Annotated in this window: 24 protein-coding genes and 1 tRNA gene; 16 read left to right on the top strand and 9 right to left on the bottom strand. The window is 66.9% G+C overall.

Annotation, left to right across the window (positions count from 1 at the left end; all coding sequences use genetic code 11):
- The first annotated feature begins 134 nt into the window (after window positions 1–134).
- The 4 genes from ACXZ1E_RS05195 (at window position 135) to ACXZ1E_RS05180 (ending at window position 4,081) form a co-directional block, all read left to right on the top strand.
- Window positions 135–1,103 (top strand): DsbA family protein, encoded by a 969-nt coding sequence (locus tag ACXZ1E_RS05195; protein ID WP_458042345.1) that lies wholly within the window; start codon window positions 135–137, stop codon window positions 1,101–1,103.
- A gap of 67 nt (window positions 1,104–1,170) precedes the next feature.
- A tRNA-Thr gene (locus ACXZ1E_RS05190) sits at window positions 1,171–1,243 on the top strand.
- A gap of 120 nt (window positions 1,244–1,363) precedes the next feature.
- Entirely contained in the window at window positions 1,364–2,920 is a 1,557-nt protein-coding gene (locus ACXZ1E_RS05185; protein WP_458042344.1) for a Fic family protein, read from the top strand.
- A gap of 228 nt (window positions 2,921–3,148) precedes the next feature.
- Window positions 3,149–4,081: a DMT family transporter gene (locus tag ACXZ1E_RS05180; RefSeq protein ID WP_458042343.1), complete on the top strand. Its 933-nt coding sequence runs from the start codon at window positions 3,149–3,151 to the stop codon at window positions 4,079–4,081.
- Here the strand turns inward: ACXZ1E_RS05180 and ACXZ1E_RS05175 are convergent.
- On the bottom strand, window positions 4,078–4,617 hold the full coding sequence (locus ACXZ1E_RS05175; protein ID WP_458042342.1) for a nitroreductase family protein: 540 nt from the start codon (window positions 4,615–4,617) through the stop codon (window positions 4,078–4,080). The genes ACXZ1E_RS05180 and ACXZ1E_RS05175 overlap by 4 nt on opposite strands.
- Window positions 4,614–5,015, bottom strand: coding sequence for a peptide-methionine (R)-S-oxide reductase MsrB (gene msrB, locus ACXZ1E_RS05170; RefSeq protein ID WP_458042341.1), 402 nt, complete (start codon window positions 5,013–5,015; stop codon window positions 4,614–4,616). Before msrB ends, ACXZ1E_RS05175 begins: the two co-directional genes overlap by 4 nt.
- 118 nt (window positions 5,016–5,133) lie before the next feature.
- On the opposite strand from msrB, the gene ACXZ1E_RS05165 reads away from it, so the two are divergent.
- The 6 genes from ACXZ1E_RS05165 to groL all read left to right on the top strand — a co-directional run bounded on the left by ACXZ1E_RS05165 (window position 5,134) and on the right by groL (window position 10,428).
- Window positions 5,134–6,153 (top strand): DUF2332 family protein, encoded by a 1,020-nt coding sequence (locus ACXZ1E_RS05165; RefSeq protein ID WP_458042340.1) that lies wholly within the window; start codon window positions 5,134–5,136, stop codon window positions 6,151–6,153.
- 27 nt (window positions 6,154–6,180) lie between these two features.
- The gene (locus ACXZ1E_RS05160) at window positions 6,181–6,450 is read left to right on the top strand and encodes a DUF3263 domain-containing protein (RefSeq protein WP_458042339.1); all 270 of its coding nucleotides are present in this window, start codon (window positions 6,181–6,183) and stop codon (window positions 6,448–6,450) included.
- Window positions 6,451–6,508: 58 nt separating this feature from the next.
- Complete coding sequence (locus ACXZ1E_RS05155) at window positions 6,509–7,075, top strand: LytR C-terminal domain-containing protein (RefSeq protein WP_458042338.1); 567 nt, start codon at window positions 6,509–6,511, stop codon at window positions 7,073–7,075.
- A gap of 159 nt (window positions 7,076–7,234) precedes the next feature.
- The gene (locus ACXZ1E_RS05150; protein ID WP_100811699.1) at window positions 7,235–7,441 is read left to right on the top strand and encodes a cold-shock protein; all 207 of its coding nucleotides are present in this window, start codon (window positions 7,235–7,237) and stop codon (window positions 7,439–7,441) included.
- A 112-nt stretch (window positions 7,442–7,553) separates the two neighbouring features.
- Window positions 7,554–8,642, top strand: a complete 1,089-nt coding sequence (locus tag ACXZ1E_RS05145; RefSeq protein ID WP_458042337.1) for a DUF3048 domain-containing protein — start codon at window positions 7,554–7,556, stop codon at window positions 8,640–8,642.
- A gap of 166 nt (window positions 8,643–8,808) precedes the next feature.
- The gene (groL, locus tag ACXZ1E_RS05140) at window positions 8,809–10,428 is read left to right on the top strand and encodes a chaperonin GroEL (RefSeq protein ID WP_458042336.1); all 1,620 of its coding nucleotides are present in this window, start codon (window positions 8,809–8,811) and stop codon (window positions 10,426–10,428) included.
- Window positions 10,429–10,511: 83 nt separating this feature from the next.
- Here the strand turns inward: groL and ACXZ1E_RS05135 are convergent, their stop codons facing one another.
- From ACXZ1E_RS05135 to ACXZ1E_RS05110, 6 genes are all read right to left on the bottom strand, one after another.
- Window positions 10,512–10,799, bottom strand: a complete 288-nt coding sequence (locus tag ACXZ1E_RS05135; RefSeq protein WP_458042335.1) for a WXG100 family type VII secretion target — start codon at window positions 10,797–10,799, stop codon at window positions 10,512–10,514.
- Between the two features lie 285 nt (window positions 10,800–11,084).
- Complete coding sequence (locus ACXZ1E_RS05130) at window positions 11,085–12,821, bottom strand: sensor histidine kinase (protein WP_458042334.1); 1,737 nt, start codon at window positions 12,819–12,821, stop codon at window positions 11,085–11,087.
- Between the two features lie 90 nt (window positions 12,822–12,911).
- Window positions 12,912–13,604 carry a response regulator transcription factor gene (locus tag ACXZ1E_RS05125; RefSeq protein WP_100813479.1) on the bottom strand — a complete coding sequence of 231 codons (693 nt, stop codon included), beginning with the start codon at window positions 13,602–13,604 and terminating at the stop codon, window positions 12,912–12,914.
- A gap of 65 nt (window positions 13,605–13,669) precedes the next feature.
- Complete coding sequence (locus ACXZ1E_RS05120; RefSeq protein ID WP_458042333.1) at window positions 13,670–15,310, bottom strand: DNA repair helicase XPB; 1,641 nt, start codon at window positions 15,308–15,310, stop codon at window positions 13,670–13,672.
- Between the two features lie 42 nt (window positions 15,311–15,352).
- The gene (locus tag ACXZ1E_RS05115) at window positions 15,353–17,083 is read right to left on the bottom strand and encodes a helicase-associated domain-containing protein (RefSeq protein WP_458042332.1); all 1,731 of its coding nucleotides are present in this window, start codon (window positions 17,081–17,083) and stop codon (window positions 15,353–15,355) included.
- Window positions 17,084–17,090: 7 nt separating this feature from the next.
- Window positions 17,091–17,369: a multidrug ABC transporter ATPase gene (locus ACXZ1E_RS05110; RefSeq protein WP_458042331.1), complete on the bottom strand. Its 279-nt coding sequence runs from the start codon at window positions 17,367–17,369 to the stop codon at window positions 17,091–17,093.
- A 134-nt stretch (window positions 17,370–17,503) separates the two neighbouring features.
- Here ACXZ1E_RS05110 and ACXZ1E_RS05105 point away from each other — a divergent pair, with 134 nt between their 5' ends.
- Both ACXZ1E_RS05105 and ACXZ1E_RS05100 read left to right on the top strand, forming a co-directional pair.
- Window positions 17,504–17,887 (top strand): cold-shock protein, encoded by a 384-nt coding sequence (locus ACXZ1E_RS05105; protein ID WP_458042330.1) that lies wholly within the window; start codon window positions 17,504–17,506, stop codon window positions 17,885–17,887.
- Window positions 17,871–18,596: a DUF3027 domain-containing protein gene (locus ACXZ1E_RS05100; protein ID WP_458042329.1), complete on the top strand. Its 726-nt coding sequence runs from the start codon at window positions 17,871–17,873 to the stop codon at window positions 18,594–18,596. Before ACXZ1E_RS05105 ends, ACXZ1E_RS05100 begins: the two co-directional genes overlap by 17 nt.
- On the opposite strand, the gene serC is transcribed toward ACXZ1E_RS05100, so the two are convergent.
- Complete coding sequence (gene serC / locus ACXZ1E_RS05095; protein ID WP_458042328.1) at window positions 18,593–19,714, bottom strand: phosphoserine transaminase; 1,122 nt, start codon at window positions 19,712–19,714, stop codon at window positions 18,593–18,595. The genes ACXZ1E_RS05100 and serC overlap by 4 nt on opposite strands.
- A 99-nt stretch (window positions 19,715–19,813) precedes the next feature.
- Here serC and ACXZ1E_RS05090 point away from each other — a divergent pair, with 99 nt between their 5' ends.
- The 4 genes from ACXZ1E_RS05090 (at window position 19,814) to ACXZ1E_RS05075 (ending at window position 24,183) form a co-directional block, all read left to right on the top strand.
- Window positions 19,814–20,515 carry a metal-dependent transcriptional regulator gene (locus ACXZ1E_RS05090; RefSeq protein WP_458042327.1) on the top strand — a complete coding sequence of 234 codons (702 nt, stop codon included), beginning with the start codon at window positions 19,814–19,816 and terminating at the stop codon, window positions 20,513–20,515.
- 396 nt (window positions 20,516–20,911) lie between these two features.
- On the top strand, window positions 20,912–21,655 hold the full coding sequence (locus tag ACXZ1E_RS05085; RefSeq protein ID WP_458042326.1) for a M23 family metallopeptidase: 744 nt from the start codon (window positions 20,912–20,914) through the stop codon (window positions 21,653–21,655).
- 540 nt (window positions 21,656–22,195) lie between these two features.
- On the top strand, window positions 22,196–22,693 hold the full coding sequence (locus ACXZ1E_RS05080; protein WP_458042325.1) for an HNH endonuclease: 498 nt from the start codon (window positions 22,196–22,198) through the stop codon (window positions 22,691–22,693).
- A 278-nt stretch (window positions 22,694–22,971) separates the two neighbouring features.
- Complete coding sequence (locus ACXZ1E_RS05075) at window positions 22,972–24,183, top strand: IS4 family transposase (RefSeq protein WP_168914865.1); 1,212 nt, start codon at window positions 22,972–22,974, stop codon at window positions 24,181–24,183.
- Window positions 24,184–24,492: the final 309 nt, after the last annotated feature.

Raw genomic sequence — 24,492 nt, 5'->3', positions numbered from 1 at the left:
ATGGCACAGCAATAGGCGCCCCGTCTGGGTGATTCCCAGCCTCTCTGGTTACCATCGATTGCGGATGTCGCTTTCCCGGGCGCGTCCTACCCGAAAGCACCCGATGCTTTCGGCCCGAGCGATTCAGAGGTTTCATGTCGAGCGATGAGACGCCCAACGTCCCCGCGCGTCGCGACCGCCGCGAGGCGGTCCGCGAGAAGGCGGCGGCCGTGCAGGCCCGCCAGCGTCGTGGACGCGTCGCGCGGATCGTCGTCGGCAGTGTCGTCGTGACAGCCATCGTCGTCGGGGCTGGCGTCGCCGTTGCCTGGACGCTCGGCGAGGCGGCGTCGCAGCCGCAGCTCTCACCCGCCGTGCAGGACGACGGAATCGTGGTGGACTCGATTCCCTCGAGCGTCCTGGCATCCTTCTCCGGGGGCGGTGCGGCGGAAGCCCCGCCCGAGTCTTCCGATGCCACGGCTCCCGATGCGGCGGAGCCCGCCACGCCCGCGCCGACGTCGACCCAGCAGCCGCTGCAGGTCGAGGTCTATGTCGACTACCTGTCCGAGGCATCCTCCGACTTCCAGCTCGCGAACGCCCAGCAGCTGTCGGAATGGGTGTCGGAGGGGGCGGCGGCGATCTCATATCACCCGGTCGCACTCCTGACGGGCAAGTCCAACGGGACCAAATACTCCCTGCGTTCAGCGGGTGCGGCTGCGTGCGTTGCGACGTATGCGCCGACGTCGTTCTTCGCGTTCAATCACAAACTGCTCGAGCAGCGCCCTGAGCTCGACACAGACGGGCTCAGCGACACCGATCTGGCCGTCCTCGCGCAAGCCGTGGGTGTTGAGAACCCCAAGCGGGTCACGCGGTGCATCGAGAACGCGAGCTTCGTGCCGTGGGCGCAGAAGGCGACCGCGCGAGCACTGGCCGAGCCCGTCGCGGGCACCGACGCGGCGCTGACCGGCCCGAAGGTCTACGTCAACGGCACGCCGTACAACGGCGACCTGAGCGATGCGAAGGAGTTCGCGCAGTTCGTGCTCACTCTGGCGAGCGAGGCCTACTTCTCGACGCCGACCCCCACGCCCTCAGTCACTCCGACGACCACCCCGTCGCCGACCCCGTAACGAGTGAGCGGCTCGCTCTCTGCCCGGGCTCACGGCGTGCGGTCGTCGTCGATAGACTGGTGGACCTGCCGACTTGGCGCAATTGGTAGCGCACCTAACTTGTAATTAGGGGGTTACGGGTTCAAGTCCCGTAGTCGGCTCAAGTGCCTCAGGCTGAAGAGTTCCGACAATCGCGACCGAATTGACCGTATTTTTCTACACGAAATGGTCTATTTGTGAGATAATCTCTACATACGCGAGCTTTGGTCGGAGATTCCTACATGGCCATCTTCACAAGTGAGGACTTCTCGAACTCCGCTGAGCCCACACGGCGCGTGCAGAACGGAACTCTGAAACGTGTAGCGCGAGGAATCTACACCGATGAGGTGAGTCTCCCCGCAGAGGAAGTTGTGCGGCTTCGATGGTCTGACATCCTCGCGAAGGTCTTTCCCGGAGCCGTCATCACATATCGGAGCGGCTTCGACTATCGTCCCGTTGACGGCGCAATCTACGTGTCACACCCACGTTCCACGCCGCTGAAGATTCCCGGACTCACCGTATATCCCGACGGGCGGTCGAGCCCTCGGCAGGATGACGACATCCCCATGGGCAAGGGACTCTTCGCGGCCTCGACCGCGCGGGCGCTCGCAGACAACGCCCCTGGACGCGGTCGGCCACCCGTAGACGGACGCCTGCTCACGCGTGCCGAGCTCCACGAACGCATCGCACGGATTGCCGCCGCCCAGCCGCGATCGATGTCGGATCGACTTATCGCGCAGGTAGAGGAGCAGGCGAGCGCGAGTGGCGCTGACGACATCAGGGTCTTCTTCCAAGCCGCCTATGGCGAACGTCCAACGCTCGACAGCGATTCACCAGCCATGCTGGCGGCGTCTCGTGGCGAGAGCTACGACCAAACCCGGGTAGCGCGGTTCAGGGCGTTCGCATTCGGCCTGGGAAACGAGGCCCCAGCGAGTCGCCGACCGGTCGATATCGCCCGCACCGAGTTCATCCCCTTCTACGAGGCCTACTTCTCCAACCTCATCGAAGGCACCGAGTTTCCAGTTCGAGAGGCGGAAGCCGTCGTATTCGAGCAGGCGGACTTCGGTCGGCCACGGGACGCCCATGATGTTCGCGGCACCTATGAGGTCGTGAACAATCGGAAGGAGATGGAGCAGCGTTTCGCCTCGCCCGACGCGTTCATGGATGCTCTTCGTGAGCGCCACTACCGGATGATGTCCCAGCGGCCGGACGTTATGCCAGGGATGTGGAAAGACCGCAACAATCAAGCCGGCATGACGCAGTTCGTCGACTACAGCCTCGTTCCAGGAACCCTACGGGCGGGGTGGAGCATCGGTCAGGAAATTGCAGACCCGTTCCGGCGCGCCGTCTACATGATGTTCATGGTGGCTGAGGTGCATCCGTTCATCGACGGCAACGGACGTTCGGCCCGGGTTGCGATGAACAACGAACTTGTCGCTGAGGGCGAAGAGCGCGTCATTATCCCGACTGTCCTGCGCCTCGACTATTTGAGCGCGCTCACCCGAGCTACCGCCGACGGCGGTCCCGCAGGCCTCTACCGGGTGATGGACTTCGCGCAGAATTGGGTGAGCGTGGGCGACTTCTCGTCGACAGACGCGGGGCTCGAGTACGTGGAGCTGACCAACGCGCTCGTCGATGCCCGAGAAGCGGAACGCGGTGGTTACAGACTCGCCATCCCGCGGCGCAGCGCGATGGGTGGCTACGTGTGGGACGAAGAACCTCGACGCCCGGACCCGCTTGCGCCGTCAGTATCGGGCGGACCGATGCCCTTCTCGCTCGATACTTCGATCGACAGGTAGGCGCCCCTATGTGAGATCGGGCGGTGCGATGGCGGAAGGCGTTCGTGCGGGAAGTGGGTCTCGCAGGGCGCCGAACGGGCTCCGTCCACGCCCCGTCGAGCCGATCCGGAGTCCTCCGCGGAGCCCCCACAGTGCCGGGATGCCGACTGTAAAGTCATACCCGGCCGTCTTCGGAGTAGGGCGCCGGGGTTCACGCCCCGTTGTCGATTCGAAAGGGGGGGAGTGGCAATGCGTCAGCGCCCCCCGGTACTTCTCTCGGCGTTGGGTGCCGTGTCCGTCGGGGCGATGACGGCCATCCAGGCGCGCATGAACGGCGGTCTCGGCAGCGAGTCCGGGGACGGAATCTTCGCGGCGTTCGTGTCGTTCGGATCGGGTCTGCTCATCCTGGTCGTGCTCGCGCCGGTCACCCCCGCGGGTCGAGCCGCGATGCGGAGACTGTTCGTAGGTGTCCGTGAACGGAGCATCCCTTCCTGGATGCTTCTGGGCGGCCTCGCCGGCGCACTCACGACCGCGACCCAGGGCCTGACGGTCGGGTTGCTCGGCGTCTCGCTCTTCACCGTCGGGGTCGTCGCGGGGCAGACGGTCGGCGGACTGGTGCTCGACCGTGTCGGCTACGGTCCCGCAGGAGTCGTTCCGGTCACGATGCGACGCGTCGGTGGGGGAGCGCTCGCGCTCGTCGCGGTCGCTGTGGGCCTGGTCGGCAGTGCCGTGGTTTCGGTGCCGTGGTGGATGCTGGCCCTGCCCTTTCTCGCGGGCGCGGGCATCTCGTGGCAACAGGCGACGAACGGGCGTCTGCGGCAGCGCGTCGAGTCGGCCTTCGCCGCGACGTTCGTCAACTTCCTGGGCGGGACCATCATCCTCGGCGCCGCGGCCGCAATCCACATTGCGGTCGTCGGTCCCCCTGCGGTGCTCCCGACAAATCCCTGGCTCTATCTCGGCGGTGCCACGGGGGTCGTGTACATCTTCGTGTCGGCCGGACTCGTCCGGTACACGGGAGTGCTGCTGCTCGGGCTCGGTTCGGTCGTGGGCCTGCTCGCGACATCCGTCGTGCTCGACGTGGCGTGGCCGACGGATGCAGACCTCGACGTACCGCGCGCGCTCATCGCCGTGGCGATCGCACTCATCGCGGTGCTCGTGGTCGTGCTGCCGCGCCGGCGCTAGGGGCGGGGCATTCGCGAGACGAAGCGCGAGGCATCCACACCGCGTCGGAAGCCACCGCGCGTGCGCTCGGGCTTCTTGCCCACGTACAGCCACCCCAACAGCTCTTCGTTCTTCTTCAGCCCGTGCGCCTTGGCCACGGCCTTCGCCCGCGTGTAGTGCCCGGTGCGCCAGAGGACGCCGTAGCCTGCCTCGTCGAGCAGCAGGCTGAGCACGTGAGCGACACCGGATGCCACGGCCTCCTGCTCCCAGCGAGGCACCTTGTCGCTCTTGCGGTAGCTCGCCACGACGGCGATCAGCAGGGGAGCGCGGCGCGGCTTGCTGGATGCGCCCTTCTCGCCCTCGGCCTTGTTGATCGCGCGGCCGAGCGTCTCACGGTCGTCCCCGCGCAGTTCGATCAGGCGCCAGGGACGCAGCCCGGAGTGATCAGCGACCCGACCCGCGGCCGAGACCAACTCGAGCAGTTCGTCGTGCGTGGGAGCCTCGTCCGTGACCTTCGACCACGAACGCCGCGCGCGGACGGCGTCGAGCGCGGTCACTTCTCGGGCTCGAACGACAGCGCGAGCGAGTTCATGCAGTACCGGTCACCCGTGGGTGTGCCGTAGCCGTCGGGGAAAACATGGCCCAGGTGCGACCCGCACGCGGCGCAGCGCACCTCGGTGCGCATCATGCCGAGCGAGTCGTCCTCGATCAGCTCGACCGCGTCGGGCCGGACGGATTCGTAGAAGCTCGGCCACCCGCATCCGGAATCGAACTTCGTGCCGCTCTCGAAGAGTTCGGCGTTGCACGCGCCGCACGTATAGAGGCCGGCGCGGCCCTCGTCGAGTAGTTCGCCGCTGAACGGCGTCTCGGTCGCGGCCTGCCGCAGCACGGCGAAACGGTCGGCGTCGAGTTCTGCACGCCACTGCTCGTCGGTCTTGGTGATGGTGTAGTCCATCGCACACTCCTGTCTTCCTCTCCATTCAACCCTGCGTGCGACCTGCTGGACGCATCCGCGGGCACCTACGCGATTGAATAAGGGCATGGTGGCGCGGAATCAGGTGGGGCGAGATCAAGTGGCACGAGACCAAGTTGCGGAGCGATACGAGCGTTTTGCGCTCATCGAGGCTCCGGGTCGATCCGCCCTGTACGCCGAATGGGCGAGTGGCGTGGCGACGGATGCCTCGGCGTGCGACGTCATCGGACGGCTCCCGGCCGACCGCCGCCAGCCCCCGCTGGTGTTCGCCCTTGCTCGGTTGCGTGGTGCGCCCGAAGTCGGTGGATACGCGGCATTCGCGGACTGGCTCGTGCAGCACGGAGCAGAACTCGCCGCGGACGCATCCGTCCGCTCCCTGCAGACCAACGAACCGCAAAGGTGCGCCGTGCTGTTGCCGGCGCTCGCCGCGATCGAGGGGCCGATCGCGCTGATCGAACTCGGGGCATCCGCGGGCCTGTGCCTGCTGCCGGACCGGTACTCGTATCGGTACGGCGGGGCGGGGAGTGCGGCCCTCGATCCCACGGATGGCCCATCCTCGGTCGTGCTCACGTGCGAACTGCGCGGCGACCGTCGGCCCGACCTGCGCATGCCCGAACTGCGCACGCCCGAACTGCGCATGCCCGAAATCGTCTGGCGTGCGGGGCTCGACCTCCGCCCGCTCGACCCCTCCGACTCAGACGACCGTCGCTTCGCCACGGCGCTCGTATGGCCCGGCGAGACGGGCCGCGCGGCGCGCATCGATGCGGCGCTGGATCTTGCCGCAGCCGAGCACCTACGCATCGATGCGGGCGACGCCACCGATCCCGAGGCGCTCCGGCGCCTGGCGGATTCCGCGCCGCCCGACGCGACGGTCGTGGTGACCACGCCCGGCCTCCTGCCGCACGTGCCCCGTGCCGGGCGCGAGCGGCTGTTCGACGCGCTCGCCGAGCTGCGGAGTGACGGCGTGCACTGGATATCGCTGGATCCGCCCGCGCTTCATCAACGCTGGACGACGCCGGTGGACGCGACCGGATGGCCGGGGTTCGTCCTGAGCCACGATGAGCGCATTCTGGCCGCGGCGGATCCGCTTGGCGCTTGGCTGGAGTGGCGCGCGGGCTGACGCGTCCGGCCGACCTACCCTGGGGACATGGCCGAATCCCCGAGTGATGCCCTCACCGTCGATGAGCGCGCGATCCTCGATTTCGAGGCCGAGTGGCGTCGGCATGTCGGCGCGAAAGAAGAGGCGATCCGTGCCGAACTCGACCTCGCACCCGCGCGCTACTACCAGCTGCTGGGCCGACTGATCGAGACCGAAGCAGCCCTCGCCTACGACCCGATGCTGGTGAAGCGTCTGCGCCGGGTCCGCGATCAGCGTGACGCTGAACGAGCCGCCCGCGAAGGCGCGCTCGGACTCTGAACCCCCGCCGGCCGCGGCGTTGAGGGTTCGCACACGCGTCCGCCGGTAGCATTCTGAGGTGCCCACGCCCCCCACCGATCGATTCGACGACATCTCTGCGTCCCCCGGCCGTGTCGGCGCACACCGGGCCGAGAATCCTCGCGTCCGCGGCTGGACGACCTTCCTGTGGGCGCTCGTCGCAACCATCTTCCTGATCCTGCTGGGCATCTTCGCGAGCATGATCTGGCAGGGCAAGATCGTGCTCTTTCCGACTCCCGCGCCCTCGGTCTCGATCGTCCCGACGGCCGAACCCGTCGTCGACACCTCGTACACCGTCCTCGTGCTCAACGGCACGCCCGAGGAGGGACAGGCGACGCTGGTGAAGGACGAGTTGGTGGCGAACGGATGGCCCGAGGCCAACGTGCTCGCGGGCAACGCCGGCGATCGAGCCTTCCCGCTGACGACCGTCTACTACGCCGCGCCCGAGGCGGAGGGTGCCGCTCGCGGCCTCGCCGGTGTGATCGGTGCGGCCGAGGTCGTGCTCGACCCCGAGTATCCGCTCCCCGGCACTCCCGTCACGCAGCTGACCGTGGTTCTCGGACTCGACCGCGTCGAGCCCGTCGCGACCGAGACACCCGCCCCGTAGCCCGGCGAAGGGGCGCATTGCCGCACCTATTCGCCCGCATGTTTCGGCAGAGTTACGAGTTGACGGCCCCCGTGTCAACAGTTGACCTCGCGGCACTTTTGGCGCGATTTCGCTGGCTAGCATGACCCTGTCTCACCCGCGCAGCACAGGAGTTAACGCATGACCCAGGGCACCGTCAAATGGTTCAACGCCGAGAAGGGATTCGGCTTCATCACCGTGGTCGACGGGGGGCAGGACGTCTTCGTCCACTACTCGAACATCGACATGACGGGCTTCCGCGTCCTCGAAGAGGGGCAACTCGTCGAGTTCACGGTCGGCGCGGGCCAGAAGGGCCCGCAGGCAGAATCCGTTCGCGTCGTTTCTTGACGCGCGTTTTGGATGTCCCGTCGTTTGACGCGCCGGCAGATGGTGCGTCGGCTTCCGCGTCGCCCGCCGTGTCGACGGCCTCACCCGTCGCGTGCGCCCTAGTCTGACGCGCATGAAGTCGCCTGCGCGGGCCCGCGCGCTCCCGCGTTCCGTGCGGCTCGCCGCAACCGTCGGCGTCCTGGTCTCGGCGCTCGTGATCAGCGGGTGCGCCGCGGACACGACGGATGCCGCTTCGCCCTCGGCGTCGCCCAGTGCGACGGCGTCGGCCGAGCCCACGCCCACGCCGACGCCCACCCCCGAGGCGCCCCCGCTGGCCGTGCAGCCCCTGCGCGGAACGCAGGTCCCGGCCGAGACGATCACGGGCCCCGCCCTCGCGGCGAAGATCGACAACCACATCGCGGCGCGCCCGCAGGTGGGTCTGGACCACACGGACATCGTGTTCGAGGAGCTCGTCGAGGGCGGTCTGACCCGCTACGTCGCGCTCTGGTTCTCGGACGTGCCCGCCGAGATCGGCCCGGTTCGAAGCATCCGTCCGATGGATCCCGACATCGTCTCGCCGTTCGGCGGACTCATCGCCTACTCCGGCGGCCAGCAGCGCTTCGTGGACATGATGCTCAACACACCCGTGCACAACGCCATCCACGGCGGCGTGGACGATCGCTTCATGTACCGCACCCGGTCAAAGACCGCGCCGCACAACGTCATCGTGAAAGCTCAAGAGTTGCGCGCCGCGTACGCCGATGTGCCTCCGCCCGCTCAGCAGTTCGCGTATTCGCAGCGTCCGCAGACGGCATCGGCCGCGGCATACGGGAGCACGGCCAACGGATTCGATCTGTTCTTCTCGGCGAAGGAAGGCCGGTCGTGGCGGTGGGACGCGGGATCCGGGCGCTACCTACGTTCGCAGAACGGTGCGCCCGACATGGCTTCCGCGGGCGGGCAGCTCGCGGCGACCAATGTCGTCGCGCTTTCGGTGAGCATCGACTGGGCCTACGGCGACATCCCGAAGACGGTCATGATGGGTAGTGGGCCGGCATGGGTGGCAACGGGCGGAAAGACCATCCAGGTCACGTGGACCAAGGCATCCGCCGATGCGCCCATCCAACTCACGAACCAGTACGGCACTCCGGTCTATCTCGCCCCCGGCAACACGTGGGTCGAGCTCGTGCCCAATGCGCGCGGCGGAAGCATCGCGGTCGTCTGACCCGGACCCGAGGGGTCGCGCCGCACGGATGTCTCGTGCCGGGGACATCCGTCCTCCCCGGTATGCGCAGCTTGCACTCGGTGGGGGTGAGTGCCAGAATGGGCGTTAGCACTCGCCTTACCGGAGTGCTAAACCAATACCTACGTCCGGGAGGGACGACACACACATGGCAAAGATCATCGCTTTCGACGAAGAGGCCCGTCGCGGCCTCGAGCGCGGCCTGAACATCCTCGCCGACGCCGTCAAGGTGACGCTCGGCCCCCGCGGTCGCAACGTCGTGCTCGAGAAGAAGTGGGGCGCCCCCACAATCACGAACGACGGCGTTTCGATCGCCAAGGAGATCGAACTCGACGACCCGTACGAGAAGATCGGCGCGGAGCTCGTCAAGGAGGTCGCCAAGAAGACCGACGACGTCGCAGGTGACGGCACCACCACCGCTACCGTTCTCGCTCAGGCCCTCGTCAAAGAAGGCCTGCGCAACGTCGCGGCCGGCGCCGACCCCATCTCGCTCAAGCGCGGTATTGAGAAGGCCGTCGCGGCCATCTCGGCCGAGCTGCTGAAGAGCGCCAAAGAGGTCGAGACCAAGGAAGAGATCGCCGCCACGGCATCGATCTCGGCCGCCGACACCACCATCGGCGACCTGATCGCCGAGGCGATCGACAAGGTCGGCAAGGAAGGCGTCGTCACCGTCGAGGAGTCGAACACGTTCGGCACCGAGCTCGAGCTCACCGAGGGTATGCGTTTCGACAAGGGATTCATCAACCCCTACTTCGTCACCGACCCCGAGCGCCAGGAAGCCGTGTTCGAGGACCCCTACATCCTCATCGCGAACTCCAAGATCTCGAACATCAAGGACCTTCTGCCGGTCGTTGACAAGGTGATCCAGGAGGGCAAGGAGCTCGTCATCATCGCCGAGGACGTCGAGGGCGAGGCTCTCGCGACTCTCGTGCTCAACAAGATCCGCGGCATCTTCAAGTCGGCTGCTGTCAAGGCTCCCGGCTTCGGCGACCGTCGCAAGGCGCAGCTGCAGGACATCGCCATCCTCACCGGTGGTCAGGTCATCAGCGAAGAGGTCGGTCTCAAGCTCGAGAACACGACCACCGACCTGCTCGGCAAGGCACGCAAGGTCATCATCACCAAGGATGAGACCACGATCGTCGAGGGTGCCGGCGACTCGGAGCAGATCGAGGGTCGCGTGACCCAGATCCGCCGCGAGATCGAGAACACCGACAGCGACTACGACCGTGAGAAGCTCCAGGAGCGTCTCGCCAAGCTCGCCGGTGGCGTCGCCGTCATCAAGGCGGGAGCTGCAACCGAGGTCGAGCTCAAGGAGCGCAAGCACCGCATCGAGGACGCCGTTCGCAACGCGAAGGCCGCCGTCGAAGAGGGCATCGTCGCCGGTGGTGGCGTGGCTCTGATCCAGGCCGGGAAGAACGTGTTCGACACGCTCAACCTGACGGGTGACGAGGCGACCGGTGCGAACATCGTTCGCGTCGCGATCGAAGCGCCGCTCAAGCAGATCGCCCTCAACGCTGGACTCGAGCCCGGCGTCGTGGCGAACAAGGTCGCCGAGCTGCCCATCGGACACGGCCTCAACGCCGCGACCGGTGAGTACGTCGACATGTTCGCTCTCGGGATCATCGACCCGGCCAAGGTGACGCGCTCTGCCCTGCAGAACGCGGCGTCGATCGCCGGTCTGTTCCTGACGACCGAGGTCGTCGTCGCCGACAAGCCCGAGAAGGTCTCCGCCCCGGCGGGCGACCCCACGGGTGGCATGGACTTCTAAGTCCCGCGCGAAGCATAAGAAGGGCCCCGGCGTCAGGCCGGGGCCCTTCTTCTTGTCTGCCGGACCTTCTGCGCGTGGGCAGGTCAGCGGAACAGGGCGGCGTTCGTGATCTCGGCGTCCGCATACTGTCGGCCGGCGGACTCCAGCGCCAGGGTGATGGCGGCGAGGCTCTCTTCGACGTGTCGCTGCGTCGTGCGCCACCGTTCGATGGTTTCTTGGAATGCTGCGGATGCCTGACCGGTCCACGCGGACTGGAGTTGGATGAGCTGTCCGAGCATCGACTGGGACTCGGACTGGATGCGGTCGATCGTGCCGCGAATCGCGGCGGACTGCGCGATGACGGCGTCGGAATCGACGGTGAAAACAGCCATGATGGGTCTCCTTGAGGTGCAGATCGGGGTTGCCGGGTGATGGCGGGTGCCCCGACGCTACGTGCTTCGCGGCTCGCGCCTGCCCCCTAGGCATCCGATGACGCCCCATTCTTGCTCGCGTGCCTCTGGGGAGGAGGGGTCCGCCCCGCTCCGCTGGCACTAATCGGGGTTCGAGGCGCCCGGAGACCACAACAAGTGCCAGGGGAGCGGTGCTGGGGTGCCGCGTGCCGGTGCCGCTTGCCGGTGCGGCGCTGAGGTGCGTTTCGACTCGGGCTGCGCCCTTGCTCAACGAGCGGACTGCGGCGGGAGCGGGGGCAGCGGCGGAAGCTCGGGTAGAGGCTGCGTGTCGAGGTGCAGCGTCGATTCCGGCGCAATGGGGAACGAGACCCGGAAGGTGGCGCCACCGCCCGGGGTGTCTTCGACCTCGACGGTGCCGTTGAGCGCCGAGACGATCGAGGCGACGATCGCGAGCCCGAGGCCGGAGCCGCCGGTCTCGCGCGTGCGCGAAGAGTCGGCTCGCCAGAAGCGCTGGAAGATGTTGTCGCGGATCTGCTCGGGAATGCCTTCGCCGTGGTCGACGATCGCAACCCAAGCCATGCCGAGAGGCGCGGTCTGGCTCACCGCGGTGACGTCGGAGCCGACCACGATCTCGATCGGCGAATCGTCGGAGGTGAAGCGGCGCGCGTTGCCGAGCAGGTTCGCGATGACCTGACGGATGCGGTTCTCGTCGCCGAGCACGACGGGCGGGCGACTCACGGCGACCGGGATCGGCTTAGTCGGGAACGACAGCTGAGCAGGGCCGCCGGCAGAATCATCCGCGGATCCACCGCGAGGCGCCGGAACGGGTCGCGGGATGCGGCGGAGGAGAGAGCGTGCGCGCGCAGCGGAAGTCGCCCCGCCGCGTCGACGAGGGGCGGAGGCATCCTTCTCCGCGGGATCGGTGTCCACCGGGATCGTGGCTGTCGCGCCCTCCTCCTCGGCGGCGATGCGCGCCACCAGAGAATCCGCGTCGATCACCGTCACGGTGCGCTGCGGTGCGGCGGCGCGCAGATCCATGCCGGCATCACGTGCGATCGGGCGCAGATCGATCGGCGCGATCTCGACCTCGCGACGCTCGTCGAGGCGTGCCAAGGCGAGCAGGTCCTCAACCAACACGCCCATTCGGATCGCCTCTTTCTCGATGCGCTCCATCGCCTGGGCGGTGTCTTCGTCGCCACGGATGGCACCGATCCGATACAGCTCGGCGTAGCCGCGCACCGTCACGAGGGGCGTGCGCAGCTCGTGGCTCGCGTCGCCGATAAAGCGCCGCATCTGGCGGACGGTTGCCTCGCGCTGGCTGAGCGAGGCATCCACGCGGTCGAGCATCGTATTGAGCGCGCCGGTGAGCTTTCCGACCTCGGTGCGCGGGTCGCCGGGTGTCAGTCGCTGGCTGAAGTCTCCGGACGAGATCGACATCGCGGCCCGTTCCACCTGCCCGAGGGGTCGGAACGTCTGGGTCACGAGGAGCCGTGTCATCAGAGCTCCGGCCGCGATCGTGATGAGGCCGAGGATTGTGAAGACGCCGAAGAACGTCGCCACCGTGCGATCGATCGGGGCGAGTGGTTGCGCGATGACCTGGGTGTAGAGCTCGCCGTTGACTTCCGGATCGAGGATGCCCGCGCTCGCGTGGTAGAGATCGCCGTCCGGGCCGACGAGAGGGAAGACCGCGCTGAGCTTAGATACCGTCGTCTCGAGCTTGTACTCCTCGGGCCAGATGGGCCCGCCCCCGCTCGGGCGGCCGCCCAACGACTCGCCGCCGGCCGCGTAGACGGCGATGAAGTAGTCGCCCGCCGCGGCCTGATCGGTCAGCGAAATCTGCACCTGGTTGGTGTCGGGATCCACCGTGATATCGAGCAGGCCTGCGCCGAGGTTCGACGAGGCGCGCGCGACGAGCTGTTCGTCCTGGGCGACGACGAGGGCGTTGCGCACGAATGCCATGGTCGCGATGCCCGAGGCGAACAGACCGATCGCGAGGATCGCCACAGTGACCCCGGTGACCTTGGCGCGAAGGCTGACGCCCCGCCACCACCGGGTGACCTTGTCGGGATCGTGATGATCGCTCAGGGGTGCCCCCTACGCGGTCTTGCCGGCCTTCAGCATGTAGCCGAAGCCTCGCTTGGTCTGGATGAGCGCTTCGGTGGAGTGCGGGTCGATCTTGCGGCGCAGGTACGAGATGTAGCTCTCGACGATGCCGGCGTCGCCGTTGAAGTCGTACTCCCACACGTGGTCGAGGATCTGAGCCTTCGACAGCACACGGTTGGGGTTGAGCATCAGGTAGCGCAGCAGCTTGAACTCGGTGGGGCTGAGGTCGATCGAGACCTCGCCGACCTTGACGTCGTGTGTGTCCTGATCCATCGACAGCTCGCCGGCGCGGATGACGGCCTCTTCGTCGGCCTGCATCGTGCGGCGGAGGATCGCCTGGATGCGCGCGACGATCTCGTCGAGGCTGAACGGCTTCGTGACGTAGTCGTCGCCCCCGGCGTTGAGCCCCTCGATCTTGTCTTCGGTCTCGTCCTTCGCGGTCAGGAAGAGGATGGGGGCGGTGTAGCCCGCGCTTCGCAGACGCTTGGTGACGCTGAACCCATTCATGTCGGGCAGCATGACATCGAGCACGATCAGATCGGGCTCTTCTTCGAGAACGGCCGAGATCGTCTGCGCGCCGTTCGAGACGGCCCTGACCTGAAAACCGGCGAATCGCAGGCTCGTGATCAGAAGATCGCGGATGTTCGGCTCGTCGTCAACGACGAGGATGCGCGGTGCAGTCATTACCCCATTATCGCGGAGGGACCCATGCATCCGCTGAATAAAGCCCTGATCGGCGCGTTCGGCGCTTACGCGGCGATGGCCGAACCGTCGAGGATCGTGTACGCGTAGCCCTGTTCGGCGAGGAAGCGCTGGCGGTTCTGCGCGAAGTCCTGATCGACCGTGTCGCGCGCGATGAGCGTATAGAAGCTCGCGGTGTGCCCGTTCGTCTTGGGTCGCAGCAGGCGCCCGAGGCGTTGTGCCTCTTCTTGGCGCGAGCCGAACGAGCCCGATACCTGGATGGCGACGGATGCGTCGGGCAGGTCGATCGAGAAGTTCGCAACCTTCGACACCACGAGCACCGAGATCGAGCCCTCGCGGAACGCCTGGAAGAGCGTTTCGCGTTCGTCGACCGGTGTCGCTCCCGTGATCTTCTGGGCGTCGAGGGCCTCGGCGAGGATGTCGATCTGGTCGAGGTACTGCCCGATGATCAGGATGCGCTCGCCCTCGTGCCGCTCGACGAGCTGGCGGACGACGTCGATCTTGGCGTGCGCAGTCGCGGCGAGCCGGTAGCGCTCGTCGTCGGCCGCGGCGGCGTACTCGAGGCGATCGGACGCCGGAAGGTCGATACGCACCTCGTAGCAGGCGGCGGGGGAGATGAACCCCTGAGCCTCGATCTCTTTCCACGGGGCGTCGAACCGCTTGGGTCCGATCAGGCTGAACACATCGCCCTCGCGTCCGTCTTCGCGGACGAGGGTCGCGGTGAGCCCCAGGCGACGACGAGCCTGCAGCTCGGCGGTGAGCTTGAAGACCGGGGCGGGTAGCAGGTGGACCTCGTCGTACACGATCAGGCCCCAGTCGAGCGCGTCGAGAAGGGCCAGGTGGGCGTACTCGCCCTTCCGCTTGGCCGTGAGGATCTGGTAGGTCGCGATCGTGACCGGCTTGACCTCTTTGACCTGCCCGGAGTACTCGCCGATCTCTTCGGCCGTCAGGGTGGTGCGCTTGAGGAGCTCGTCCCGCCACTGTCGGGCAGAGACGGTGTTGGTCACGAGAATCAGCGTGGTCGTCTTGGTGTCTGCCATCGCGGCGGCACCGACGAGAGTCTTGCCGGCGCCACAGGGCAGGACGACGACGCCGGATCCGCCATCCGTGAAGCTGTCCACAGCCTGCCGCTGATAGGGCCGTAGATTCCATTCGCTCTCGTCGAGTGCGATCTCGTGCGGCGTGCCGGGGGTGTAGCCCGCGAGGTCTTCGGCCGGCCAGCCGATCTTCAGAAGCTCTTGCTTGATGTGGCCGCGGGCCCAGGCGTCGACCGTGTAGGTGCCGGGGACCGGCTGGCCCGTGAGCAGCGGCTGGATGCGCTTGTTGCGCGCGACCTCGGACAGCACGGCGCCATCCGTGCTGCGTAGCACGAGAGTGCCTTCGTCATCGCGCTCGATGACGAGTCGCCCATAGCGGCCGACGGTCTCGCGGACGTCGATCGATACCGACGGCGGCACGGGGAACTTCGACCACCGGTCGAGTGTCGCCAGCATGTCGTCCGCCTGGTGCCCGGCCGCGCGTGCGTTCCAGAGTCCGAGCCGGGTGATCCGGTAGGTGTGGATGTGTTCGGGCGCCCGCTCGAGCTCGGCGAAGATCGCCAGTTCGTGACGCGCGGTCTCGGCGTCCGGGTGCGCCACTTCGAGCAGCACGGTTCGGTCGCTCTGCACGATCAAGGGGCCATCAGACATAAGGGCCGATTCTACCGGTGCGCGCGCGTGCGCGGGCGCGATTCACACGCGTCGGATGCCTCGGACGCTCGAGACGGGCAGGGTTCGCTCGACATCCGTGCCTCGCTCGCGGCCGCGCAGGCGACCGCCACCCAGGCCGCTGGCTTCGAGCGTGAAGGTGCGCGTCGATCCGTCGGGAAGCTCCACGTCCACATCGACGACCGCACGGGCGCGGACGGCGGACTCGATCTCGCGCTCGAGCCAGGCGGTGTCGGCGTTGGATGAGACAGACGCGCGCAGGGTTTCGATCAGCGCCGTATATGCCTCGGGGGGCACGGACCCGGGGGCGAGTGCACCGGCCGCGATGCGGTGGCGCCGCATGGGTTCTTCTGTTCCTTCATCGTCGACGGCGATGGCCGGATACCGGGCGTCGATCAGGGCCCACAGCACCGTGTCGCGGGGAACGCGCGAAGTCAACGCCGATCCGTCATTGTTCCGGACGAGACCGAGCGGGCGAAGCGACTGGTCGACGGCGATCGTCTCGAGGGCTTGCGATTCACTGCTCGTGACGAGCGTGCGGGGGGTCTCGGGCGGTGCGTCCGGGTCGTAACCTACGCGGACGAGGCCGTGCTTGTCTGCAGTCGTCCGCACCAGGTATTCCAGGGGTTGCGGGACGCCCGTCAAGGACAGCCCCGCGAGGAACTCCAGCATCGACTCGGCGGTCTCGCCCTCCGTGAGAGCGGCCGCGATCGTCTCGGGTGTGAAGCGATACGAAGAGGCCTGCGCGTGCGACTCGCGATGCGCGAGCTGGCGAAGGCGCACATCGAGTCCGGATGCGAGCGGGCCCGGAGAGATGGCGGTCAGATCGTTCTGCAGGTAGATGCGGTCGACCTCGTGCGGGAGCAGGGCGCCCAGCTCCGCCTCGGCGCGATCGGCGCCCGCGGGGAGGGCCCGCGACCACGGTGGCGCCGCGCCATCGGGTGCGATGAGGCCCCACACCTGAGCCTGAGCCTGCAGGGCTTCCGCCCGGGCAGGCCACGAGGCATCCGCGGGGAATGTTGCGTTCCACGTCGACGGTTCGGTCCACGCACCACCCGCGCGGATGCCACGGGGAAGCTCATCGCGCCACGAGGTCGCGACGAGCGACCAGCGCCGCACCGTCGGTTCGCGCAGCCACAGTTCGGCCTGCGCCGTAGGCAGCAACCAGCGCCCCTCGATATCCAGCAGGCCGGCGGTGCGCGCCAGCGAGATCAGGGCGTCGAGGTCTTCCGGGCGCTGGAGCTCGTCGGCGATTCGGCGACGATCGGCGGCAGCTATTGCGCCAGAGCCCAGACGGGCGAATGGCGCGTGAAGTGACTGGATCAGGATGTCGCCGAGCGAGGCGACGCTCGTGAAGGCACGCTCGGCGGTCGCGCGCTCGGTCGCCGCGTCGGCCGGCGGCAGTGCGTCCTGTTGTTCCGCCTCGTCGAAGACGACGAGGTTGATCGCGGCCGATGTCGACGGGAGCGGAATGCCTGAGGCATCCGTCAGCCCGAGACTTCGAACGGTGGCGGCGTGTTCTTCGGGAACGGGCGTTGCGTCGGCTGCGGCGCGGGCGACGGCAGAGAGTTCGGTCGCGGTCAGGCCCTGCAACGCGCGTGCGACGAACGACGGGTCGGTGAGGGCGTCGGCGGCATCGAAGTAGTCCCGCCACGCGACCGTGGGTGACACCCCACGCGCCGCGAGCAGGGCCGCGAACTCCCGATCATCGAGGGTCGCGAGGCGTGCAGCGAGCTCCCTCGTTCCCTCTGTCATGGTCGGCTCAAGACGATGCCTGATTCGCGCGCCTGCGACGCACCCAGGTGATCACGAGAAGCGTGATGATCAGGACGAAAGCGAGGGGGAGCCCGATGTTGGGCAGGAGAGCGACGAAGGGCCAGATTCCGGAGCCGAAGTCCTCAATCGTCATGCCCGACCAGGTTCCGATGATGATCGCGAAGAAGCACAGGATCGACAGCAGCGCGATCCCGAGGGACATGAACGCGAGGATGCGTTCGGCGCGCCCAGGTTGCAGCTGCGAAGAATCGGGAGACGTGCTCATTCGTCCGAGCCTAGTGGGCGCGGGTGCTGGGATCGATCGCGCGCGTGCCGAAGCGGTGCCGTAGGCTGGTATGTCGGGGGTTTCCCCGGATTCTTCAGCGCCTGCGGGCGCCAGACGCAACGAGGTAGTTCACGATGCCCACCGGCAAGGTCAGGTTCTTCGACGAAGAGAAGGGCTTCGGCTTCATCTCCACCGATGACGGCGAAGACGTCTTCCTGCACGCCACCGCACTGCCCGCGGGAGCGCCCGCTCCGAAGCCCGGTACGCGCCTGGAGTTCGGCGTCGCAGACGGCAAGCGTGGGCTGCAGGCGCTTTCGGTGCGCGTGCTCGAAGCGCCGCCGAGCCTGTCGAAGGCGCAGCGCAAGCCGGCCGACGACATGGCGATCATCATCGAAGACCTCGTCAAGCTGCTCGACGGCATGGGTGGGGATCTGCGTCGCGGCCGCTACCCGAGCAGCTCCCACAGCAAGAAGATCGCCGCGGTCCTGCGTAAGGTCGCCGATGAACTCGACGCCTGAGTCCGAGCTGCCGGAGTCCACGGCGCCAGATTCTTCGGCGCTGGATTCCACGGCGCTGGATTCCACGGCGCCGGAGTCGTCGGTGCCGGATCCCGAGTTGCTCGATGCGCGCGACTTGGCGCTCGCCGCGCTGCGCGAGATCACCGATGAGAAGACGATCGGTGAGCCCGCCGGTTATCGCGAAGAGCCCGAGGGTGCGCTATCGCTGCGATTCGCGAATCGGATGGCCGGGTACCCCGGATGGTTCTGGACAGTCACGCTCGCGCGCGTCGAGGGTTCCGCCCCGACCGTGCTCGAGGCGGAACTGATGCCCGGTGACGGCGCGCTGCTCGCTCCCGAGTGGACGCCCTGGGCCGAGCGGCTCGCCGAGTACCACGCTCACCAGGCCGAGCTCGACCAGGAGGCGCTCGCCGCCGAGGCGTCCGACGAGGGTGACGATTCGGACGACGCGGATTCGGACGAAGACGACATCGACGATCTCGACGCGGCCGATTTCGACGAGGACGGATCGCCGATCCTGCACTCAGGCGACGTCGACGGTGTTGACATCGACAACTTCTCCGACGACGCCGATTCCGATGACGACGACGACTCGGACGACGACGACTCGGACGACGATGTCTACGACGACGATGACTACGACGACGATGACTCGGATGAGGGCGACGAGCTCGACTACAAGGACCCGCGCGTCGACCGGAGCTATTAGGCCCGAGGCATTCGCTCGAGCGTGTACTCGATCGCGCCGATGAGCTGGCGCACGTCGTCGGGCTCGATCGAGACGAATGTCGCGATGCGCAGCTGGTTGCGTCCGAGCTTGCGGTAGGGCTCGGTGTCAACGATGCCGTTGGAGCGCAACGATGCCGCAAGGGCCGCGGCATCCACACTCTCGTCGAAGTCGATCGTCACGACGACCTGCGAACGGTCGGCCGGGTCGGCGACGAACGGTGTGGCGACAGCGGATGCTTCGGCCCACTCGTACAACGCCGACGACGACTCGTGCGTGCGAGCCGATGCCCACGACAGTCCGCCGTTATCGACGATCCAGGACAGCTGATCGCGCAGCAGGAACAGCGTGGCCAGCGCGGGGGTGTTGAGCGTCTGGTTCAGGCGCGAGTTGCTGACCGCGCCTGCCAGGCTCAGCGACTCGGGGATGTACCGGTCGGACTTGCCGATGCGTTCGATTCGCTCGATCGCGGCGGGCGACGCCAGAGCCAGCCAGAGCCCGCCGTCGGACCCGAGGTTCTTCTGGGGCGCGAAGTAGTAGACGTCGGTCTCGGCGATGTCTACATCAACGCCACCAGCGGCGCTGGTCGCATCGATGACGGTCAGGGCTCCGTCGTCGCCGTGGACGCGCGTGACGGGGGCGAGCACGCCCGTCGACGTCTCGTTGTGCGGCCAGGCGTACACATCTACGCCCGCTACGACCTCTGCGGTCGTGCGCTGCCCGGCGGGTGCTTTACGCACATCCGGGGCCTCGAGCCAGGGGGCCTTGGCAGCGGCGGCGAACTTGCCACCGAACTCACCGAAGACGAGGTTCTGGGCGCGACGCTCGATGAGGCCGAAGGCTGCGGCGTCCCAGAAGCTCGTCGAACCGCCGTTCGCGAGCAACACCTCGTAGCCCTCGGGCGCGTGGAACAGCTCGGCGAGCAGGGCGCGCACGTCGCCGACGAGGTTTTTGACGGGGGCCTGGCGGTGCGACGTTCCGAGCAGCTCCGCTCCGGCGGTCGCGAGGGCCGCCAGTTGGGCGGGGCGAACCTTCGAGGGGCCGCACCCGAAGCGTCCGTCGGTGGGCAGGAGTTTGCTCGGGAGAGACACGTGGGACATGCCCTCGATTCTAGGGTCGGGCGCGGGGTGACCCCGGCCGTGTGACGGTCCACTGGGTTAGGCTTACCTTCGCAACCCGGACGCGAGGAACTAGCTGCCATGACCGATCTGATCGATACGACAGAGATGTACCTGCGCACCATTCTGGAGCTCGAGGAAGAGAACATCATTCCTCTGCGCGCGCGCATTTCGGAACGCCTCGGGCACTCGGGGCCGACCGTCTCGCAGACCGTCGGACGGATGGAGCGCGACGGCCTCGTCGTCGTGTCGGAAGATCGTCGTCTCGAACTTACGAGCGCGGGTCGGCAGAAGGCCGTCGACGTGATGCGCAAGCACCGCCTGGCGGAGCGACTCCTCTCGGATGTCATCGGTCTGGACTGGGCGTATGTCCACGAAGAGGCCTGCCGCTGGGAGCACGTGATGAGCGAGCAAGTCGAGCGCAGGCTCGTCGAGTTGCTCGGACATCCCACCGAATCGCCGTACGGAAACCCGATTCCCGGCCTCGATCAGCTGGGCGATGTGCCCGCGGCGGTGTTTTCACAGGGAGTTGTCGGTCTCGTCCGGCACCTCAATGAGGTCGGCGGCCCCGTCGAAGGCACCGTGCGTCGTCTCGCCGAGCCCGCGCAGGTCGACCCCGAACTGCTCGAGCAGCTGCGCAGCGCCGGTGTTATGCCGGGAGCGAGGGGGCGCTACCGCTACAACGAGGGTTACGTTCTGGTCGAGATGGACGGATCGGACGAGGGTCTCGAGCTTCCCGTCGAGGTTGCCGCGCACATCTTCTTGGTCGACGCTTCGGTCTGAATCGGATGCCGGCGTGCGCCGATTCGTCCACAGTCGCCGCCCGTCGAAGTGACAGAACCGTTACCATCCGGTAACCTAAAAAAATCCACCGCCGATAAGCCAGGCGATGGAACTCCCGGCCCGAACGCCCCTCTAGGCTCGTCCATTCGGTCGGCTGAACCACCAGCATCGTGACGACGAGCCAACACCTGTTTATGCGGGTGCCGGGGCAGGAGGAAACGTTTGGCTGAAGCGAACGACTCGCCAGAGAGCGCCCCCGAAGCGCAGGTAGCGAGCCAGGACCGTTGGGGACGGTCGGCTCGGAGCGAGACACAGAAGCCACCCCGCCTTCGTCGAGCAACGCGTCGAGCGACCAAACTTGAGCGTCGCGCAGCGCGGGAAGAGCGCGCCACAACCGTGCACACGGGCCGCCGCGGTCCGGTGCGCAGCATCCTGACTCTTGCCGTTGTCACCGGCCTTGTCGCCACCGTCGCCATTCCCGCATACGCTGCCTGGCAGCCCGAGGCTGAAGCAACGACGCTCCAGCAGCTCGCGGCTGACGGTGCACAGACACTCGTCGTGGCATCGGATGTCACGGACTCGACCTTGGCCCGAGGCTCCTACTCGGCGACCACACCAGACGAGATCGCCAAGAAGAAGGCCGAAGAGGCCGCTGTTGCGCGCGCCAAGGCAATCGCCGCCGCTCGCTCGGCTTCGTCGGGCTCGGGATCGTACGCGGTTCCCGCCGGCGTGCCGCTGGTCTCGCCGGGATCGGGCATCGTGCGGCGCCCGCTGCCGTACTTCAACAACTTCGGAGCGCCCTACGCGGGCCACCGCGGCACCGACTACATGGTCGAGCGCGGAACGCCGGTCTACTCCGTCGCCGACGGTGTGGTCACCGCATCCGCCGACAGCAGTGGCGCGCTCGGTGTGACGATCACGGTCATGCACAACATCAACGGTCGCACCGTGCAATCCGTCTACGCGCATATGCTGCCGGGCAGTCGGACAGTCGGTGTGGGGGCAACCGTCAGCGCGGGTCAGATGATCGGGCAGGTCAGCGACACCGGCCTTGCCTTCGGAACACACCTGCACCTCATGGTCCATGTGGATGGCACACGCGTCGACGCTGAAGGCTGGCTCGCCGCGAACGCGGGTTGATTCACTCTTTGTCATGCCTGTGCAGCCGTAGCGATCCCTGCCTATGCGGCGTGACGGCCCGCCGGGGCCGAACCGAAGACACTGCAGCAACGTGCCGCCGATGGCGCGCAGACGCTCGTCGTCGCCTCGGATGTCGGTGACGAGACGCTGGCGCCCGTGTACGCCTTCGAGGTGTTCGTGAACAGTGCCAAGGTCGACCCGATGCCGTGGCTCGGTCCGTACGGCACCTGAGTTCACGACACGGTAGAACCTTCGGCATCCGTGAATCTCGCACTCCGAATCGTGGGGTAATCTGACCCCGAACGCTTGCTCGAGCGATGGGAAATGTCGATGGATATCACGCCTCGCATCCGAACCCGGAATGCGCACGGTCGTTACGTCCTTCGTCATCGTGTGGACGGATGCCACGGCATGACCGTGGCCGCAAGGCGCTGCCCCTAGGGGCAGCGCCTTTTTTCGTCCTCGCAGCCTGTCGCGCCTGCGGGCGTCGCTGTATCGAATACCGCTGAAGCCGTCACGGGCTATTCGAGAGGACACCCGATGCGCACTCTGGTGCTGAACGCAGGATACGAACCACTGGCTGTTGTGTCGTTCAAGCGAGCTCTGGTGCTCGTGATGAATGCGAAGGCCACAGTTATCGAGCGCGTGGAGGGTGATCCCGTGTGGGGTGCTCGCGGCGCGATCGACCGGCCGGCCGTGATTCTGCTCACGCGTTACGTGCGAGTGCCGCAGTCGCGACGGGTTCCGGTGACGCGACGTGGTGTGCTGCGACGCGACGGCAATCGCTGTGCGTACTGCGGCAAGGGTGCGACGACGATCGATCACGTGCTGCCGCGCTCGCGCGGGGGAGCGGACTCGTGGGAGAACCTCGTGGCGTGCTGCCTGCGCTGCAACAACATCAAGGGCGACCGCACGCCTGCCGAGATGCACTGGGACCTGCGCTGCGTGCCACGCCCGCCGCACGGCACGCAGTGGACGGTGCGCGGCACCGAGCGCGCCGATCCGCGGTGGGAGCCCTACCTCGAGCTCGCGGCCTGACCCGCGCCCGGTCCCTGAGCCTGTCGAAGGGTCCCGCCCGGGCGGAGCTTCGCCGGGCCGCGCCCTATTGACTATCGCTTTAATGGGTATTAAAGTCCATTAAATGAGAACAGAGGCGCCGCTCTTGGCTCCGATCTTTCGATCGGATGGCCAAGCGCGCCTGCTTTCTGCGCTGCTCCTCGCAACAGGTGAGCTCAGCATTGTCGAACTCGCTGCTCGTGCTGACGTTGCTTATCCCAATACCGTTCAGTTAAGGGTTCGTGCGGTAGTTTTGGGGTATGCCTCGTTCTGGTTGGGTGAAGCCGGTTTCTGACCGCCGGTTGTCGGATTTGGTGTCGGTGGGTTTGCTGACACGGGTGTTTCCTGCGGAGGTTGTTGATCAGGTGATTGCTGATGCCGGGCGTACCGAGCAACGGAATCGGTCGTTGCCGGCGCGGGTGATGGCGTATTTCTCGATCGGGATGGCGTTGCACTCGGAGGGTTCCTACGAGGATGTGTTCGCCCAGCTGACGGATGGGCTGGCATGGTCCTCGGGCTGGGCCGAGTCATGGTCGCCGCCGTCGAAGTCGGCGATCTTCCAAGCCCGCTCCCGGCTCGGATTCGAACCCGTGCGTGACCTGTTCACCCGGGTGGCGCGCCCGCTGGCCAGGCCGGCGACACCGGGTTCGTGGTTGGCCGGACGAAGACTGGTCGCGATCGATGGCACGGTCTTGGATCTGGCTGACACGCCGGCGAATGTCGACTTCTTCGGCCGCCCCGCGTCGAGTCGGGGTGAGCATGCCGCGTTTCCGCAGGCCCGGCTGGTGGCGTTGGCCGAGTGCGGCACCCATGCCATCCTCGACGCTGAAATCGGCCCATGCACCACTTCGGAGATCGCGTTGTCTCGGGAACTGCTCGACAGGCTGGAGCCTGGAATGCTGGTGCTCGCCGACCGAGGCTTCTACGGGTTCACACTCTGGCAGCAAGCCGCGGCCACGGGTGCAGACTTGCTCTGGCGGGTCAAGACGAACCTGCGCCCGCGGTTTCGGGAAGCTCTACCCGACGGGTCATGGTTGGCGGAGATCATCCCCACCTCCGGCACCGACCGGAAGTCGACACCGCCGCTGAAGGTGCGGGTCATCGACTACACGATCGAGGACGGGAGGGAGAACCCCGAGTCGTATCGGCTGCTCACCACGATCCTGGATCCAGCCGAGGTGACCGCCGAAGACCTCGCTGCGGCCTATTCCGAGCGGTGGGAGATCGAGTCCACCTTTGACGAGTTGAAGACACATCAGCGTGGCCCCAGGGGCGTGCTGCGCTCCAAGTCTCCCGATTTGGTCCAACAAGAAATCTGGGGGCACCTGTGCTGCCACTACGCCATCCGCACCCTCATGGTCGACGCCGCCGCCCACGCCGGACGGGACCCCGACCGGGTCTCGTTCGTCGCAGCGCTACGCATAGCCCGCCGCTCAGTCGCCTCGGGCTCTTTTTCCCCCTCAGCGCCCTGACACTGCCGTCGCCGCATGGCGTCACGCCATCCTCAGCCTTCTCAAACGCCTGAACCCTGCGCGCCGACAGCGCTCAAACCCCCGCGTGATCAAACGCAAGATCTCCAAATGGCTTGCCAAACGCGACCACCACAGTCGTTGGCCACAACCCGCGAACAGTCCCCGAGTTCACGTTCAAACCCTTAACTGAACGGTATTGTTGCTTATCCCACAGCGCACCGCGAGATTGCGCGTCTCCTCGATGCCGGAATCGTCATCGAACGTGCGGTCGGCAGGACCCGCCTGATCGCGTCCAACCCTGACAGTCCC

The organism is Pacificispira sp. HM-600 (genome assembly GCF_977993705.1).
The sequence above is the reverse complement of the archived record's forward strand: the minus strand, read 5'-3'. Positions and strand labels throughout refer to the sequence as shown.